We start from the raw sequence: 14,874 nt of genomic DNA, 5'->3' as shown, positions 1-14,874 counted from the left end.
TCGTCCTATTTTTGGTGCTGTGGCTCGTTTTGATAAGTTTATTTTACCATTTGGCATCTTCCAGAGGCACGGTTTTTGCCCGGCTTCAGTTTTCGCTGCTTTTAAGCTGTGCCACTTTGGCGTCGATTTCATCGATCATCAGGATCAGCCGGTCGATCTCTTCAAGATCGGCCGTTTCCGGCTCCAGGTGATCAAGCGTGTCAAGAAAGTCGCTGAGCCGTTCTTTCAGCACGTCCATCTGCTGCTTGTGTTCGTTCGGTTCCATCAGTACACCTCAATTCCTAAAGTTGATTTTAAAGGGAAACAGCGAGGGAATCAACGCCCGTCATGAAAAGCTGCAGGTTAAGCTTATCTTTCCCTTTACCCGGCGGCCCGGTCGCCGATGCCCGAGGAAGAGAAATTAAATAAAAAGAATTTGTAAAAAAATATAAATAGAATATTTACAAAAATTAAATAACGTGTTAACATGTACTTAACCTTAAAACAGAGGGGAGGCCAAGGTGAAAAAGTCGGAATTGAAATCCTGAACGAAAGCGAAGGAGGGGATTCGGACATTTCACGGGCGAACGTGCCCCATGGATGCGATAAAATGGACAATTTAAATAGGTGTTATAAAAGCTGAAGCCCAGCCGTCCGGAACACCGGAGGGACTGGGCTTTCTTGTGTCTTAGGCAAATCAGCGGATGACCTCGTAGGTCTCCCGGATATCGATGGAGTCTTTGACGGACTGGACCATCGAGCAGTTTTTAGCCGTGAGTTCCATGGCGCGGGACATTTTGGATTCATCGATGTCCTGCCCTTTGACCGTAAAGTGAAGATGGATGCTTTCCACACGATCGGCGACTTCAGGATTACGGCGGACTTCCTTCACCTCAATTTGGATGTCCTCAGCCGGCATACGCATTTTTTGGAGCACTTTCCTCAGCACTCCTCCGCTGCAGACCGCCACCGATGAGACGAGCAGCTGGTAAGGCCGGAAACCGTATTCATCTTTGGCCGAGACGGTCAGCGTCCCGAACTGAGTGGCGGTCTCAAAGCCGTGTTCAGTCATGGAATACTTCATCTGGATCCCTCCTTGTATGATAGAATTGTACAGGATTTTACTGCCGGATTCGAATGGAATGACGGCACGGGAGGCTTTGTCATTGGCTGCAACAATATCTGGAAGGACAAGATTCTGGATACTCGTCATTATCGTGTCCATCTCAGGGTTCTCGCAGGGGATGCTCCTGCCGCTGATCTCTGTCATTTTCGAACAGGACGGGATCTCCTCCACACTGAACGGACTCAACGCGACCGCTCTTTATATCGGGACCTTGCTCATCTCCCCGTTCATGGAAGCGCCGCTCCGGCGGTTCGGCTATAAGCCTGTCATTGTCGTGGGCGGTCTGACTGTTTTCCTGGCGCTGCTGTTGTTTCCTCTATATAAAAGCGTGTCGTTCTGGTTTTTCCTCCGCCTGTTGATCGGAATGGGGGACAATGCCCTCCATTTCGCGACCCAGACATGGATTACGAGCACCTCGCCTCAGGCCAGGCTCGGGCGCAATATCGCCGTCTATGGGCTCATGTTCAGTGCAGGCTTTGCGGTCGGCCCGCTTTTCGTGCCGCTCATCGGAATTTTCGAGGGGCTGCCGTTCATCATCTCGGGTGTCCTCTGTCTGGCTGCCTGGTCACTTGTCTTTTTCTTGAACAATGACTACCCTGATGCGGCACAGGAAAAGCTGGCGGCGATGCCGTTCCACAAGAGGTTGCTGGAGACGATGAAGTACGCATGGGTCGCATTTATCCCGCCGTTTGGCTACGGGTTCCTGGAGTCTTCACTTAATGCCATCTACCCGGTGTATGCCCTCCGGACGGGGATCGATGTCGGCATGGTCTCGGTCATCCTGGCGTCCTTCTCGGTAGGTGCAATCCTGTCGCAGATCCCGCTGGGAATGCTGAGTGACCGGATCGGCCGCCGCAATGTGCTGCTTTTGGCCATGATCGGCGGGGCAGGTGCATTTTTCGGTGGCGGTCTGGCCGGAAGCAGCGAATGGGGCGTTCTGGCAGGGGTTATGATTGCCGGCATGCTCGTCGGTTCCACATTCACGCTTGGCATCGCCTACATGACGGACCTCACGCCCAAGCCGTTTTTGCCGATGGGCAATCTCCTGTGCGGAATCTTTTTCAGCATAGGGAGTCTTGCAGGGCCGATCCTGGGCGGTATCATTGTTGAATCAAGTACGGGCTACCTGACGTTCATCTCGCTGTTCGTCGCAGCGCTTTTCGCCATATTCCTGTTTGGGAAGACGAAACCGAAGCAAACGGCGGTGTGATAGGGACCAAAGAAACGGCAAGGACGCCAATGTCCTTGCCGTTTGCTTGTTCACTTACAGGTCCGGCATGAATGCCTCTTCCACCAGTTCGTCCAGCGTGCCGAATGTGTAGCCCTGCTTTTTTGCATCCCGGATAAAGTCAGGGAGTCCGTCTGAGTTGTCAGGAGAGACGGTGTGCATGAGGACGACGGCACCCGGATGAAGCTGTTTCATCAGCTCGCCGTAAGCATACTGGCCGCCGAGCTTACGGTCCCTGTGCCAGTCGACAAATGCGACTGACCAGAAGATGTGGCGGTAGCCGAGCTTATTGCCGGTCTTGAGCACCTGCTCATTAAAGATGCCTTCCGGCGGCCGGGCATAATGTGTCCGTTTGACGCCGGCGACCTCCTTGAGGCGGTCATCGAACTTTTTCCATTCGGCTTCCATCTCCGCCGGTGACATTTTTGCCATGTTCGGATGTCCGTAAGAGTGGTTGCCAATTGTATGGCCGTCCTTGACCATCCGTTTGACGAGGTCTCCGGCGCTCTCCAGGTAATGCCCTGTGAGGAAGAAGGTCGCCGAAATGTCTTCTTTCTTTAAAGTGTCGAGGATCGACTCGGTGTATCCTGCTTCATAGCCGTTGTCGAATGTGAGATAGATGATCTTTTTCTCCGGTGATCCTTTATAAAGGGCGCCGTTTTTTTCGAGGAGAGTGTTCATCTCCGCGCCTGCATCCGGAGGAATACCGTCTGTCGCCTTTTTAAAACCCCAGTGGAACTCACCGGCCTCTGCCGTGAAGGGGCTAATCACGAGTCCAACGGCAATCAGCACCGCAGCCAGCGCGAAACCGGCGATGTGGTTTCTGAACATAAAAACGCAACCTTTCGTTTTCTCGTAGGTTGCGCAGGATCCGTCAGGTTATTCTTTTTTTAAAATATCGCGGAGTGCATCTTCCGCTTCAGGATATCGGAAAAGGAAACCGTGGGCGCCGAGCTTGGCTGGCGCGACGCGCTGGCCCTCGAGGACGAGAAGGCTTTTTTCCCCGAGTGCCGTTTTTAGAGCAAACGCGGGAACCGGCATAAAGTGAGGCCTGCCGAGTACGCGGCCGACCGTCTTGCCAAACTCTTTCATGCGGAGCGGATTGGGGGCGACGGTATTGACCGGGCCCGTAACATGCTTATTTTCGATCGCAAAAAGGATGGCACGTGCGGCATCAAGCACGTGGATCCAGCTGACCCACTGGCGTCCGGAACCGATTGTTCCGCCGGCGAACAACCGGTAGGGAAGGGCGATCAGCGGCAGTGCCCCTTCATCTTTTCCAAGGATTACGCCAAAACGCATGAATACGGTCCGGACACCTTCTTTTCCGGCTTCAGATGCGCGGTGTTCCCAAGTCTTCACGACATCCGCGAGAAAGTCATTGCCGGTCTGACCTTCCTCACTGTAGATCGCGGTTTCGGACGTCGGGTAAACACCGACAGCACTTGCATTCACAAGCACTTCCGGTTTCTTTTCCATTGCCCGGATGATCCTGATAACTTCGTTTGTCGCTGCGATCCTGCTTGAAAGGATGTCCTGTTTCCGTCGCTCCGTCCACCTGCCTGCATTGATCGAGGTGCCGGCCAGGTTGACGAAGGCATCGATATCGCCTAGTTCCCGTTCAGGAAAGGCTCCGTCCTTTAGATATCCGACCATGCGGATATTGCCGGAAGTGTCCGGATGCCTTGTCAAAATAATGGCCTCATGACCGTTTTCCTCCAGTAATCTGATAAGGACTGAACCCAGAAATCCGCTTCCACCCGCGATGGCCACTCTCATATCCGCATCCCTCCATTTCTGACCAGTATACCCGTTTTCGCTCATATGCCGCATGAGTGAAGGAATCCCGCCGAACAGGTATAATGGGAAGGAAGACTGGGGGTACGGCAAATGCCCGAAATCACCAAGATTTCCACGCAGAAAAACAATGCGGAACGATATAATATATTCCTTGATGGAAAATATTCATTCAGTGCCGATGAGCAGGTGCTGATCCAGTTTGGCCTGACCAAGGGGAAGGTGCTCGACGACTGGGAGATTGACGAAATCATCTTCGGTGATGAAATACGAAAAGCATATAATAAGGCTCTCCACTTTCTCGGCTTCCGAATGCGGAGCGAGCATGAGGTCAAGGAAAAACTGATGGCGGCAGGATTTGGTGAGGCGGTCGCGCTTGAAGCAATCCGTAAGCTGAAGGATCAGAAATTCCTGGATGATGATTCGTTTTCAAAGGCGTTGCTTGAGACCCGCAAGCGAACCGCCAAAAAAGGCCCCGGAGCGATCCGGCAGGAAATGGCCCGCAAAGGCATCAGCAAAGATCTCCAGGAAAAAGCGCTCGAGTTGTTTTCCGGGGAAGAACAGCTGGAGCTGGCAGAAGAGCTGGCAAGGAAAGTCGCTGCGCGTTCATCCGGAAAGACACCTCAGCAGATCCGCCAGAAAATCCAGGATTCACTGATGAGAAAGGGTTATTCCTATGATGTCATCAGTACGGCGATCGAGCGGATCGGCTCTGAGCTAGAGCCTGAAGAAGAGGCATGGGACGAGCTGACTGAGAAAACGGGCGAAAAAGCATGGCGCACATACAGCAGAAAACACAGCGGGAGAGAACTTCGGCGCCGCGTGCAGCAGGCGATGTACCAGAAAGGAATACCGCTGGAGCGGATCAGCCGGTTCATCGAAGCTAAGGAGGAAGAAACGGAAGATGAATGAGAAAAACTATAGCGAGATGACGGAGCATGAACTCAGGCAGGAAATTGCCCGTCTCAAAGAAAAAGCGCGCAAAGCCGAGCAGCTCGGCATCATTAATGAATTCGCGGTATACGAAAGGAAAGCCCTCATGGCGCAGGCTTACATGATGGACCCGAAAGAGATCATCCCTGGGGAAGTGTACCGGATCCTCGGTGATGAGGGGAACTTTTTCCAGGTGGACTACCTGAAAGGGCGCTTTGCCTGGGGCCACCGCCTGGGCGGAGAACTTCATACAGAGGCATTGCCGATTTCGATGCTCCAGAATCTCAAGAAAGGGAAGTGATCCGGATGTCACCGGATATGACCGAACGTCTGGCTGCCCGACTGATGGAAAGCAATGACCAGTTATCTGCACACAGTGCGAGGACCTGGATTGAACTCATGGTGTCCGACATCGAATCCTCCTATGCTAAGGCGGGGTACGGACTGATGGACGAAGAACAGTCCGCCCAGATGATTCTGAGATGGATCGATGCATACGGAGGCCGGCTAGACGAATTTGTCGCCTCCAACCCAAGAATCAGGGAACTGCTTGGTGAAGATGGGACGTTTCACTGAATCCGCACACGAAAAAAACCGCCAGGCCATCCCGGTCCGGCGGTTTCCCATGCAGCCAAGGGAATTCTAAAACTTTACTCTGCGAATCATATTATTCACGTTTGGCCACATCCAGCTCCAGCGCCCAACAACTGGCAAACTTCACTCTTCTCCACTGCGATAAGTCAACATCGGTTCGTACCTCACCGTGTTTCCTTTATCTCATTTCGAAGGGTTCCAGTTTGTGCGTTGCTTTGCGGGCGCTTGCGCTTTTGTTTTCAGCCCTCTTCGTGAGCGAAACTTAATTTTTTCCTTAACTTATCCTCACTGAAGATCCAGCCGGTGAAGGAGTTGCGGATCTCCATGTCCTCGTCGATATGGGCAACCGCGACAAACGGATAATATTCTTTGCTGCGGTAGCGCAGGTCGATCAGCCGCACTTCACAGACGGACCCGAGGTCGGTGATCTCCCACCGGTAAATCGGGGAGAACGCAATGAATGCCCTGAAATTCGGGTCTTCGAAAGCGACCTTGACGAGATCATTTTCCGGTATCGGCCTGCGGGGGAATTTATCCAGGATGGTGATGGAGCGGCCGTATGCCCGGCCCACGTAGTGGTGAGTGTCGGAGCATGCGGCAATCCGCCACTGGTAAAACCGCATCGTCGGCGCAATGATGATGTCGCCTGCATCCGGAATGGTATTCCGGACGGCATGGCGGACTGCCGTCTGGACGGAAAACCTGATGATATAGTAAAGCGTCAGCAACGCATACAGCATCAGCATCGTCAGCACCGGGTCGGCCCCGAAAAACCATGCGGTCAAAGCCGCGATATGGGCAAAGAAAATGATCGGGTCAAAGGTGTTGATGACGCCGAGTGCCACCCACTGTTGCGAGAACGGCCGGAGCGCCTGCGTCCCGTAGGAGTTGAAAATGTCAACGAACACGTGGAGAAAGACCGCAAGCTGTGTCCAAAGCCATAGATGGAGAAGATTGGCTTCCGGCAGGATCAGCGAGAGGGGGAGCGAGATGATGAGCGGCCAGGCGAGGACCATCGGAATCCCATGGGTGAATCCCCGATGGTTCCGGATATAGACCGCGTTGTTTCTGAGTTTCAGGACGGTATCCACATCCGGTGCCTGTGAACCGAGCATAAGTCCCGCATAGACGGCAGTCGCCGTCGACACATGTTCCGCCACGAGAGGGTCGGCCTGTGCCAGGCCGCACAGCGCAAGTCCCATGACGATATGGGTTCCAGTGTCCAACTGCGCCATCCCCCTTTCTGGCCGGACGCGTTGAAGTCCGGTATATACACAATAATATACCCTTGAATGTTTCAGCGTAATCGTAGCATAACACGAACAGGAGGCATTACGTGAAGCCGTTGAATTGGAAAGAAGGATTCAGGGATTCGCTGACCGGCTGGTATCGCGAAGAAAAGCGCGACCTGCCCTGGCGGCGCACCCGTAACCCGTATCATATATGGATTTCTGAAGTGATGCTTCAACAGACGCGGGTCGACACGGTCATCCCTTATTATGCCCGTTTCACCGAGCGTTTTTCCGATATGAAAGAACTTGCATATGCACCGGAAGATGAATTGATGAAAATGTGGGAAGGCCTCGGCTATTATTCGCGGGCCCGCAATCTGCAGTCGGCGGTCAGGGAAGCTTATGAAACTTATGGCGAAGTACCGGCCGATCCGGAAAGTTTCGGAAAGCTGAAAGGCGTCGGGCCGTATACGGAAGGAGCGGTCATGAGCATCGCCTACGGCATTCCTGCGCCTGCGGTCGACGGAAACGTCATGCGTGTGTTGTCGCGGATCCTGCTGATCGATGACGATATCGCCAAGCCGAAGACCCGCCGGCTGTTTGAAGAGGCGGTCATGGACCTCATCGACAAGGAGGATCCATCTTCGTTTAACCAGGGGCTCATGGAACTCGGCGCTGTTATCTGCACACCGAGGCGGCCTAAATGCCTCCTTTGCCCGGTGAGGGAATTCTGCGGTGCTTATCATGAAGGCAGGGAAGAAGAGCTGCCGGTCAAATCCAAAAAGAAAAAGCAGCAGTCCTTCCCGCATACCGTGATCGTCCTCCAAGATAGTGGAGGCCGCTGGCTCATGGAGCAAAGGCCGGATGAAGGGCTTCTCGCAGGCATGTGGCAGTTCCCGACAGCGGAAACCGGAGATCCGGAAGAAGCCGTCCGCATCATCTCTGAACGCCACGGTTTATCGGTCGGTACGCTTGAAGAAGCGGTCCGTTTCCGCCATGTGTTCACCCACCGGATCTGGGAGGTTACGGCCTACACCGCGTCCGTCCCTGAAGTTGGAACGCCGGCAGACCGCAGCGGCTGGTTCCTGCCTGAGGATCTCGATGCTCTTACTTTACCCAATCCGACGAAAAAGGTGAGGGCGGCACTCGGGGTCTGAGCAAGCGCGTCCGGCGGTACTTTCGGGAGGCGGATTATGTACACGCTGGCTGTGAAAGCGAACGTTCGTCCGAAAAGCCTGTTTTGTTAAAAATGAAATATTAACCAGTTGAATATTCCAGTCGCCTCCGAGCCATCATATTGAGCACGGAGGTGAGAAATCCATGACGAAGAACAACGACAGGCAGCGTAACCAGCAGGAGGAGCGCAACCAACGCAACAACCAGCGCAATAACCAGCAGCAGCCTCAGCGCGAAGAATTCGGCACTGAGACGGACATCCAGCAAGTCCGTAAACAGATCCGCAACGAAGAGTTCGGCTCTGAAACGGACGTGCAGCAGGTTCGTCGCCAAAACCAGCAGTCTGAAGCTAAAAAGCAGCAAAACTCTGGTCGCGCGAACAATCGCTTCAACAAATAACGGAATGGATGGAAACCACCGGCCGGCGGGGCAATTTGCCCTGCCGGCTCTTTTTGATTTCGCTTTCAGGGGTTCATTGATATAATAGAACGATACAAAAACATTCCGAACAGCCGTCAGACAAAGGTGGGTTGATTATGGCAAACCCGAAAGAAGGGGAAACGATCCAGATTCACAGCTACAAGCATGATGGGAAAATCCATCGGGTCTGGCAGGAAACGACGGTGCTGAAAGGGACGCGCAATGTAGTGATCGGTGCAAACGAACGGACGCTGGTCATCGAATCCGACGGCCGGACATGGCTGACAAGAGAGCCGTCCATCGTCTATTTTCACGCGCAGCATTGGTTTAATATCATCTGCATGCTGAGGGACGATGGTGTTTACTATTACTGCAACATGAGCTCTCCTTTCGTCTTCGATAACAATACGGTCAAGTACATCGACTATGATCTGGACGTGAAAGTATTTCCGGACATGTCCTACAACATCCTTGATGAGGACGAGTACGAAGACCATAAGGCGAAAATGAACTATCCTGACGTCATCGATCAGATCCTGCAGCGCAACGTCGATAAACTGATCGGATGGATCAAGCAGCGGCGCGGACCTTTCGCACCTGACTTTATCGACGTCTGGACATCCCGTTATGAATTCCAGAAACAGTTCCAGACACGGAAATGACAGCCTGCCCCGAAACGGGCGGGCTGTTCCGTTGTTTTATTGAAAGGATGATGCAGCATCGGCAGCATGAAACGGTACATGAAATTCGTTAAACCTTATACCTGGATGATTATCCTGACGCTACTTATCGGGATCCTGAAATTCGCAATCCCGCTTTTTATCCCTTATCTCATCAAGATCGTCATCGACAATATCATCATCGTGGACACCTTGACTGCCGCGGAAAAACGCGAGCAGCTGCTTTGGTGGCTCGGCGGCACCATCCTGCTGTTCTTCCTCGTCCGGCCGCCGGTCGAGTATTTCCGGCAGTACTATGCCCAATACACGTCCAATAAGATCCTTTTTGACATCCGGAGCAAAATTTACGAACATCTGCAGAAACTGAGCCTCAAGTATTATTCCAACACACGTGCGGGTGAGGTCATCTCCAGGGTCATCAACGATGTTGAGCAGACAAAGAACTTTGTCATGATCGGCCTCATGAACGTCTGGCTCGACCTGGCAACCATCCTGATCGCGGTCGGCATCATGCTGACGATGGATGTGAAGCTGACCCTCGTGACACTTCTCGCTTTCCCGTTCTACGCATGGAGCGTCAAGTACTTTTTCGGCCGCCTCCGCGAGCTCACCAGAGTGCGTTCCCAGGCGCTTGCAAACGTACAGAGTTACCTGCATGAACGAGTATCCGGCATGAGTGTCATCAAAAGCTTTTCCCTGGAAAAGCGGGAGAAGGGCCTGTTCGATGAGACGAACGGCGAGTTCCTCGATGCCGCAATCGACCACACCAAGTGGAACGCGAAGGCGTTTGCCGTCGTCAACACGATCACCGATGTTGCCCCGCTGCTTGTGATCGCCTATGCGGGCTGGCATGTGATCGGCGGAGACCTGACAATCGGGACGATGGTCGCGTTTATCGCCTACATCGACCGTCTGTACAACCCGCTCCGCCGGCTCGTCAACTCGTCCACGACGCTTACCCAGTCGGTCGCATCAATGGACCGCGTATTCGAACTGCTGGATGAAGGGTATGACATTACCGACCGGCCGGGAGCATCCGTCATGCCGGAAGCCAAGGGCAAGGTCGAGTTCTACCATGTCCGCTTCCGCTATGAGGAAGAGGCCGAAGATGTGCTGAAAGGCATCAATCTCACCGTCCGCCCTGGCGATACGGTCGCATTCGTCGGCATGAGCGGCGGCGGAAAGTCGACGATCATCAGTCTGATTCCGCGATTCTATGACGTCACGGGCGGAGGGGTCCGCATCGACGGAAAGGACATCCGCGATGTGACAGTCCAATCACTCAGAAAAAACATCGGAATCGTCCTGCAGGATAATCTGCTGTTCAGTGCGTCCGTCAAATCGAACATCCTGATGGGTAAACCTGATGCCACCGATGAAGAAGTGATCGAGGCTGCAAAGGCGGCGAACGCCCACGACTTCATCATGGGGCTTCCTGAAGGATATGCCACTGAAGTCGGGGAGCGGGGCGTCAAGCTCTCCGGCGGGCAGAAACAGCGGATTGCAATTGCCCGCGTATTCCTGAAAAACCCGCCGATCCTGATCCTTGATGAAGCGACATCCGCGCTCGACCTTGAAAGCGAAGCGCTCATTCAGGATTCTCTGGAACGCCTTGCACATGATCGGACGACCATCATTGTGGCTCACCGCCTCTCGACGATCACACACGCTGACAATATCTTTGTCATCGACCACGGTGAACTGAAGGAAAGCGGCACCCATGCCGAACTGATCGGTCAGGGCGGTATCTATCACGACTTGTTCCAGGTACAGGAACTTGGCACACCTGAACAATAACATTCATTTGCAGCCCGCTTCTCAGCAGAGAAGCGGGTTTTATCGTCGATCAGGGACTTTTGTCATCAAGTAAGAGGTATGACTTCCAAAGAAAGCCTTGAATCTCACAGCGGGATTTGTATAATAAGAGAACGCAGAATCATCAGAAAAATGAAAGCGCCTGCAATTTTTGGGGATGCAAAAACCTGCAAAGAGAGAAAAGGGGGAGACGGCATGGACAGCCGACAGAAAGTGCTCGGGGTGAGCGGGCTGCGCACGTCATTCTTCACCGACGGTGGAGTCGTTCCGGCAGTGGACGGAGTGGACTTCGACCTGTATAGGGGTGAAGTGCTCGGGATTGTCGGGGAATCCGGCTGCGGCAAGAGTGTCACATCGCTCTCGGTCATGGGGCTTGTGCCCAACCCGCCGGGAAAAGTCACGGGAGGGGAGATCCTGTATGGGGGTACGGATCTCCTGAAACTCAATGAACGGAAAATGAGAAAAGTCCGCGGCAATGAAATCGCGATGATCTTCCAGGAACCGATGACCTCACTGAATCCGCTGTTCACGATCGGCGATCAGATGGTCGAACCGCTCCGCATCCACCGGAAAATCAGCAAAAAAGCGGCGAGGGGCAAAGCCATCGACATGCTCCGGCTCGTCGGACTTCCGCGCGCTGAAGAGATCATGAATGAATATCCTCACCAACTGTCGGGCGGCATGCGCCAGCGTGTCATGATTGCGATGGCGCTGATCTGTGAGCCGAAAGTGCTGATCGCCGATGAGCCGACGACTGCGCTGGATGTGACGATCCAGGCGCAGATCCTGAAGCTCATGAAAGATCTGAACGAGCGGCTGGACACGGCGGTCCTTCTGATTACGCACGACCTCGGAGTCGTCGCGGAAACATGCAGCAGGGTCATCGTCATGTATGCCGGCAAGGTGGTCGAGGAAGGGCCGGTCCGGGAGATTTTCAGGAATCCGCAGCACCCCTATACGGAAGGGCTCCTGAAATCTGTACCGGACATGCGTTTTAAGCAGGAAAGGCTCGATCCCATTCCCGGGAATGTCCCGCGTCCGGGATCGATCAAAACGGGGTGCAGGTTTGCGGCCCGCTGTCCTTATGCATTCGGCCGGTGCCTGGAAGATGACCCGGATCTATATGAAACGGGTGATGGCCACCGGGCCCGCTGCTTCCTGAGAGAGGGAAAGGAGGCGGGCGCATATGAAGGAGCCCTTGCTGAAGGTTGAGGGACTGAAAAAACATTTTCCGGTAAGGAAGGGGGCGCTCGGCCGTGTGAAAGGGCATGTCAAGGCGGTCGACGGTGTCAGCTTCTCCGTCATGCCGGGCGAGACGCTCGGCATCGTCGGCGAGTCGGGCTGCGGAAAGTCGACGACGGGACGGCTGCTCATGCGGCTTTTGGAGCCCACCGAGGGGAAAGTCGTCTTTGACGGCAAGGAACTGACCGCTATTGGCAGCGAGGAGATGAGGAAGACGCGCAGGGACATCCAGATGGTGTTCCAGGACCCTTACGCATCACTCAACCCCCGTCATACGATCGGGAAAATCCTCGAGGAGCCTCTGCTCGTGCACGGGGTGAAAGATCCAAAAGAACGGAAGCGGAAGGTCCGGGAGTTTCTCGAGATTGTCGGGCTGAGCGGCTACCACGCCACCCGGTATCCGCACCAGTTCAGCGGCGGACAGCGGCAGCGGATCGGCATTGCGAGGGCGCTCATGACGAACCCGAAGCTGATCATTGCGGATGAACCGGTATCCGCACTTGATGTTTCGATCCAGTCCCAGGTGCTGAACCTGATGCAGGATCTGCAGCGGGAATTCGGGCTTACGTACATCTTCATTTCGCACGACCTGAGCGTTGTCCGGCACATTAGCGACCGGGTCGCGGTCATGTACCTCGGCCGAATCGTTGAGATTGCGGAGAGCGATCAGCTTTATGAAAAGCCGCTCCATCCATACACCCAGGCACTGCTTTCTGCGGTGCCCGTGCCGGATCCAGGATTTGTCAGGGAGCAGATCGTCCTTGAGGGAGATATTCCGAGCCCGGCCGATCCGCCTCCGGGCTGCCCGTTCCATTCGCGGTGTCCGTTCAGGATGGAAGTCTGCAAGTCGAAAGTTCCGGCATTGTCGGAACAGGAAACCGGTCATTCTGTCGCGTGCCACCTTTATCCGGAGGAAGCACGGGGCAATGATAATAAAACACTAGTGACGGAGGGGTCATTGTGAAAAAGGGGAAATTATGGACGCTTGCCGTCCTGCTGATCGTCTCCATGGTCCTTGCTGCCTGCAGTTCCGGCAACGGCAACGGGAGCGAAGGGGAGACTGAAGGCGAAAACGCAGGCGAGAGCAGTGGGGGAAGCAAGACGCTCGTCTTTGGGCGCGGCGGTGACTCCGTCTCGCTGGATCCGTCCCGCGTGACGGACGGCGAGTCGATGAAAGTGGCGGCCAATATTTTTGAGACACTGATCAATTTCGGAGAGCAGGATACAACGCTCCAGCCGGGTCTGGCAAAAGAGTGGGAAGCGTCTGAAGATGGCCTGACCTATACGCTGCAGCTTGAAGAGGGCGTAAAATTCCATGACGGCACCGACTTCAATGCGGAAGCGGTCGTGAAGAATTTCGAGCGATGGGCAAACGGTGATGCGGACACGTTCCCTTACTACCAGTCCATGTTCGGAGGCTTCAAGGGCGATGAAGGACACGTGATCGAGTCCGTAACGGCGGATTCCGATTACACGGTCGTATTCCAGCTTAAACGCCCGCAGGCACCATTCCTGAAAAACCTCGCGATGACGATGTTCGGCATCGGCAGCCCGGAAGCATTCGAAGCGGATTCCGATGGCTTCGGGGAAAATCCGGTCGGTACCGGGCCGTTCAAGTTTGTCGAGTGGAAGCGCAACGACTCGATCACAATCGAGAAGAACGAAGAGTACTGGAAGGAAGGCCTTCCTAAGCTGGACCGCGTCGTCTTCCGTTCCATTCCGGATAACGGTGCCCGTCTCAACGCACTGATTACAGGTGACATCGACCTGGCTGACGGCATCAACCCGTCCGACCAGGCAACCATCGGCGATGACGAGAATCTGCAGCTGTTCGAGCGCCCGTCGCTCAACATCGGATACCTCGGGCTGACCGTGACACGTGAGCCGTTCGGCGATAAGCTTGTCCGCCAGGCATTCAACCACGCTATCGACAAACAGGCGATCATCGACGCATTCTTCGAGGGCGCGGCAGAGCCGGCGAAAAACCCGATCCCGCCGTCGATCCCTGCATACAACGACAGCATCGAAGGTTATGAGTACGACCCTGAGAAGGCGAAGGAACTCCTTGCCGAAGCAGGCTACCCGGACGGCTTCGAGATGGAACTGTGGGCAATGCCGGTTCCCCGCCCGTACATGCCGGACGGCGCGAAGGTGGCGGAAGTCATCCAGAAGAACCTTGCCGATATCGGCGTGATAGCGGAAATCGTCTCCTATGAGTGGGCCACGTACCTCGAAAAAGCGAGCAAAGGGGAAGCGGATGCATTCCTTCTCGGCTGGACAGGGGACAACGGGGATGCGGATAACTTTATCTATGCCCTTCTTGATGGAGATAACATCGGCAGCAACAACTATACGTACTACGACAATGCAGAGCTTCATGAGATCCTGATCCAGGCACAGACCGAAGTCGATGAAGACACACGGAACGAACTTTATGCCAAGGCCCAGGAAATCATCCATGATGACGCGCCGTGGGTGCCGCTCGCGCACTCCACACCGCTCCTTGCGGGTTCTGCGGACATCACCGGCTTCAAGGCGCATCCGACGGGTTCGGACATCTTGAGCAACGTCGACTTCAACTGATGAAAGGAGGGGGAAGGGCGTGACCGCCTCTTCCCCTTTCCCATTCATAGAATCTGAACTCAGGGAGTG

Annotated in this window: 16 protein-coding genes; 11 read left to right on the top strand and 5 right to left on the bottom strand. The window is 54.4% G+C overall.

Features of this window, described 5'->3' with window-relative positions; translation table 11 throughout:
* Positions 1–85: 85 nt before the first annotated feature.
* Both BMX91_RS12320 and BMX91_RS12315 read right to left on the bottom strand, forming a co-directional pair.
* A complete protein-coding gene (locus tag BMX91_RS12320; protein WP_092054785.1) occupies positions 86–265 on the bottom strand; it encodes an SE1561 family protein in 180 nt (59 codons plus the stop codon).
* Between the two features lie 411 nt (positions 266–676).
* Complete coding sequence (locus tag BMX91_RS12315; protein WP_092054782.1) at positions 677–1,063, bottom strand: OsmC family protein; 387 nt, start codon at positions 1,061–1,063, stop codon at positions 677–679.
* Between the two features lie 82 nt (positions 1,064–1,145).
* Between BMX91_RS12315 and BMX91_RS12310 the strand changes: the two genes are divergently transcribed.
* Positions 1,146–2,315 carry an MFS transporter gene (locus tag BMX91_RS12310; protein WP_245744445.1) on the top strand — a complete coding sequence of 390 codons (1,170 nt, stop codon included), beginning with the start codon at positions 1,146–1,148 and terminating at the stop codon, positions 2,313–2,315.
* 54 nt (positions 2,316–2,369) lie between these two features.
* Here BMX91_RS12310 and BMX91_RS12305 read toward each other — a convergent pair whose 3' ends face one another.
* Entirely contained in the window at positions 2,370–3,164 is a 795-nt protein-coding gene (locus BMX91_RS12305; protein WP_092054777.1) for a polysaccharide deacetylase family protein, read from the bottom strand.
* 48 nt (positions 3,165–3,212) lie between these two features.
* Entirely contained in the window at positions 3,213–4,112 is a 900-nt protein-coding gene (locus tag BMX91_RS12300; RefSeq protein ID WP_092054774.1) for a TIGR01777 family oxidoreductase, read from the bottom strand.
* A 111-nt stretch (positions 4,113–4,223) separates the two neighbouring features.
* Between BMX91_RS12300 and recX the strand changes: the two genes are divergently transcribed.
* Genes recX through BMX91_RS12285 form a run of 3 tightly spaced genes read left to right on the top strand, consistent with a single transcriptional unit; the run spans position 4,224 to position 5,639 of the window.
* On the top strand, positions 4,224–5,042 hold the full coding sequence (recX, locus tag BMX91_RS12295) for a recombination regulator RecX (protein WP_092054772.1): 819 nt from the start codon (positions 4,224–4,226) through the stop codon (positions 5,040–5,042).
* A complete protein-coding gene (locus BMX91_RS12290; protein WP_092054770.1) occupies positions 5,035–5,364 on the top strand; it encodes a YfhH family protein in 330 nt (109 codons plus the stop codon). The genes recX and BMX91_RS12290 overlap by 8 nt, the downstream gene beginning before the upstream one ends.
* A 5-nt stretch (positions 5,365–5,369) precedes the next feature.
* Entirely contained in the window at positions 5,370–5,639 is a 270-nt protein-coding gene (locus BMX91_RS12285) for a YfhJ family protein (protein ID WP_092054767.1), read from the top strand.
* A 257-nt stretch (positions 5,640–5,896) separates the two neighbouring features.
* On the opposite strand, the gene BMX91_RS12280 is transcribed toward BMX91_RS12285, so the two are convergent.
* Complete coding sequence (locus BMX91_RS12280) at positions 5,897–6,883, bottom strand: metal-dependent hydrolase (protein ID WP_092054764.1); 987 nt, start codon at positions 6,881–6,883, stop codon at positions 5,897–5,899.
* A 110-nt stretch (positions 6,884–6,993) separates the two neighbouring features.
* Here BMX91_RS12280 and mutY point away from each other — a divergent pair, with 110 nt between their 5' ends.
* The 7 genes from mutY (at position 6,994) to BMX91_RS12245 (ending at position 14,805) form a co-directional block, all read left to right on the top strand.
* The gene (gene mutY / locus BMX91_RS12275; protein WP_092054761.1) at positions 6,994–8,046 is read left to right on the top strand and encodes an A/G-specific adenine glycosylase; all 1,053 of its coding nucleotides are present in this window, start codon (positions 6,994–6,996) and stop codon (positions 8,044–8,046) included.
* Between the two features lie 163 nt (positions 8,047–8,209).
* Positions 8,210–8,464 carry a gamma-type small acid-soluble spore protein gene (locus tag BMX91_RS12270; protein WP_092054758.1) on the top strand — a complete coding sequence of 85 codons (255 nt, stop codon included), beginning with the start codon at positions 8,210–8,212 and terminating at the stop codon, positions 8,462–8,464.
* Between the two features lie 137 nt (positions 8,465–8,601).
* Positions 8,602–9,147: a nucleoside tri-diphosphate phosphatase gene (ntdP, locus tag BMX91_RS12265; RefSeq protein WP_092054755.1), complete on the top strand. Its 546-nt coding sequence runs from the start codon at positions 8,602–8,604 to the stop codon at positions 9,145–9,147.
* 78 nt (positions 9,148–9,225) lie between these two features.
* A complete protein-coding gene (locus BMX91_RS12260) occupies positions 9,226–10,962 on the top strand; it encodes an ABC transporter ATP-binding protein (RefSeq protein ID WP_281242838.1) in 1,737 nt (578 codons plus the stop codon).
* A 213-nt stretch (positions 10,963–11,175) separates the two neighbouring features.
* On the top strand, positions 11,176–12,192 hold the full coding sequence (locus BMX91_RS12255) for an ABC transporter ATP-binding protein (RefSeq protein WP_092054749.1): 1,017 nt from the start codon (positions 11,176–11,178) through the stop codon (positions 12,190–12,192).
* Positions 12,167–13,186, top strand: coding sequence for an ABC transporter ATP-binding protein (locus BMX91_RS12250; protein WP_092054746.1), 1,020 nt, complete (start codon positions 12,167–12,169; stop codon positions 13,184–13,186). Before BMX91_RS12255 ends, BMX91_RS12250 begins: the two co-directional genes overlap by 26 nt.
* Positions 13,183–14,805, top strand: coding sequence for an ABC transporter substrate-binding protein (locus tag BMX91_RS12245; protein WP_092054743.1), 1,623 nt, complete (start codon positions 13,183–13,185; stop codon positions 14,803–14,805). The genes BMX91_RS12250 and BMX91_RS12245 overlap by 4 nt, the downstream gene beginning before the upstream one ends.
* Positions 14,806–14,874 lie beyond the last annotated feature (69 nt).

It is taken from the genome of Bhargavaea ginsengi (assembly GCF_900109165.1).
Classification (GTDB): domain Bacteria; phylum Bacillota; class Bacilli; order Bacillales_A; family Planococcaceae; genus Bhargavaea; species Bhargavaea ginsengi.
The sequence above is the reverse complement of the archived record's forward strand: the minus strand, read 5'-3'. Positions and strand labels throughout refer to the sequence as shown.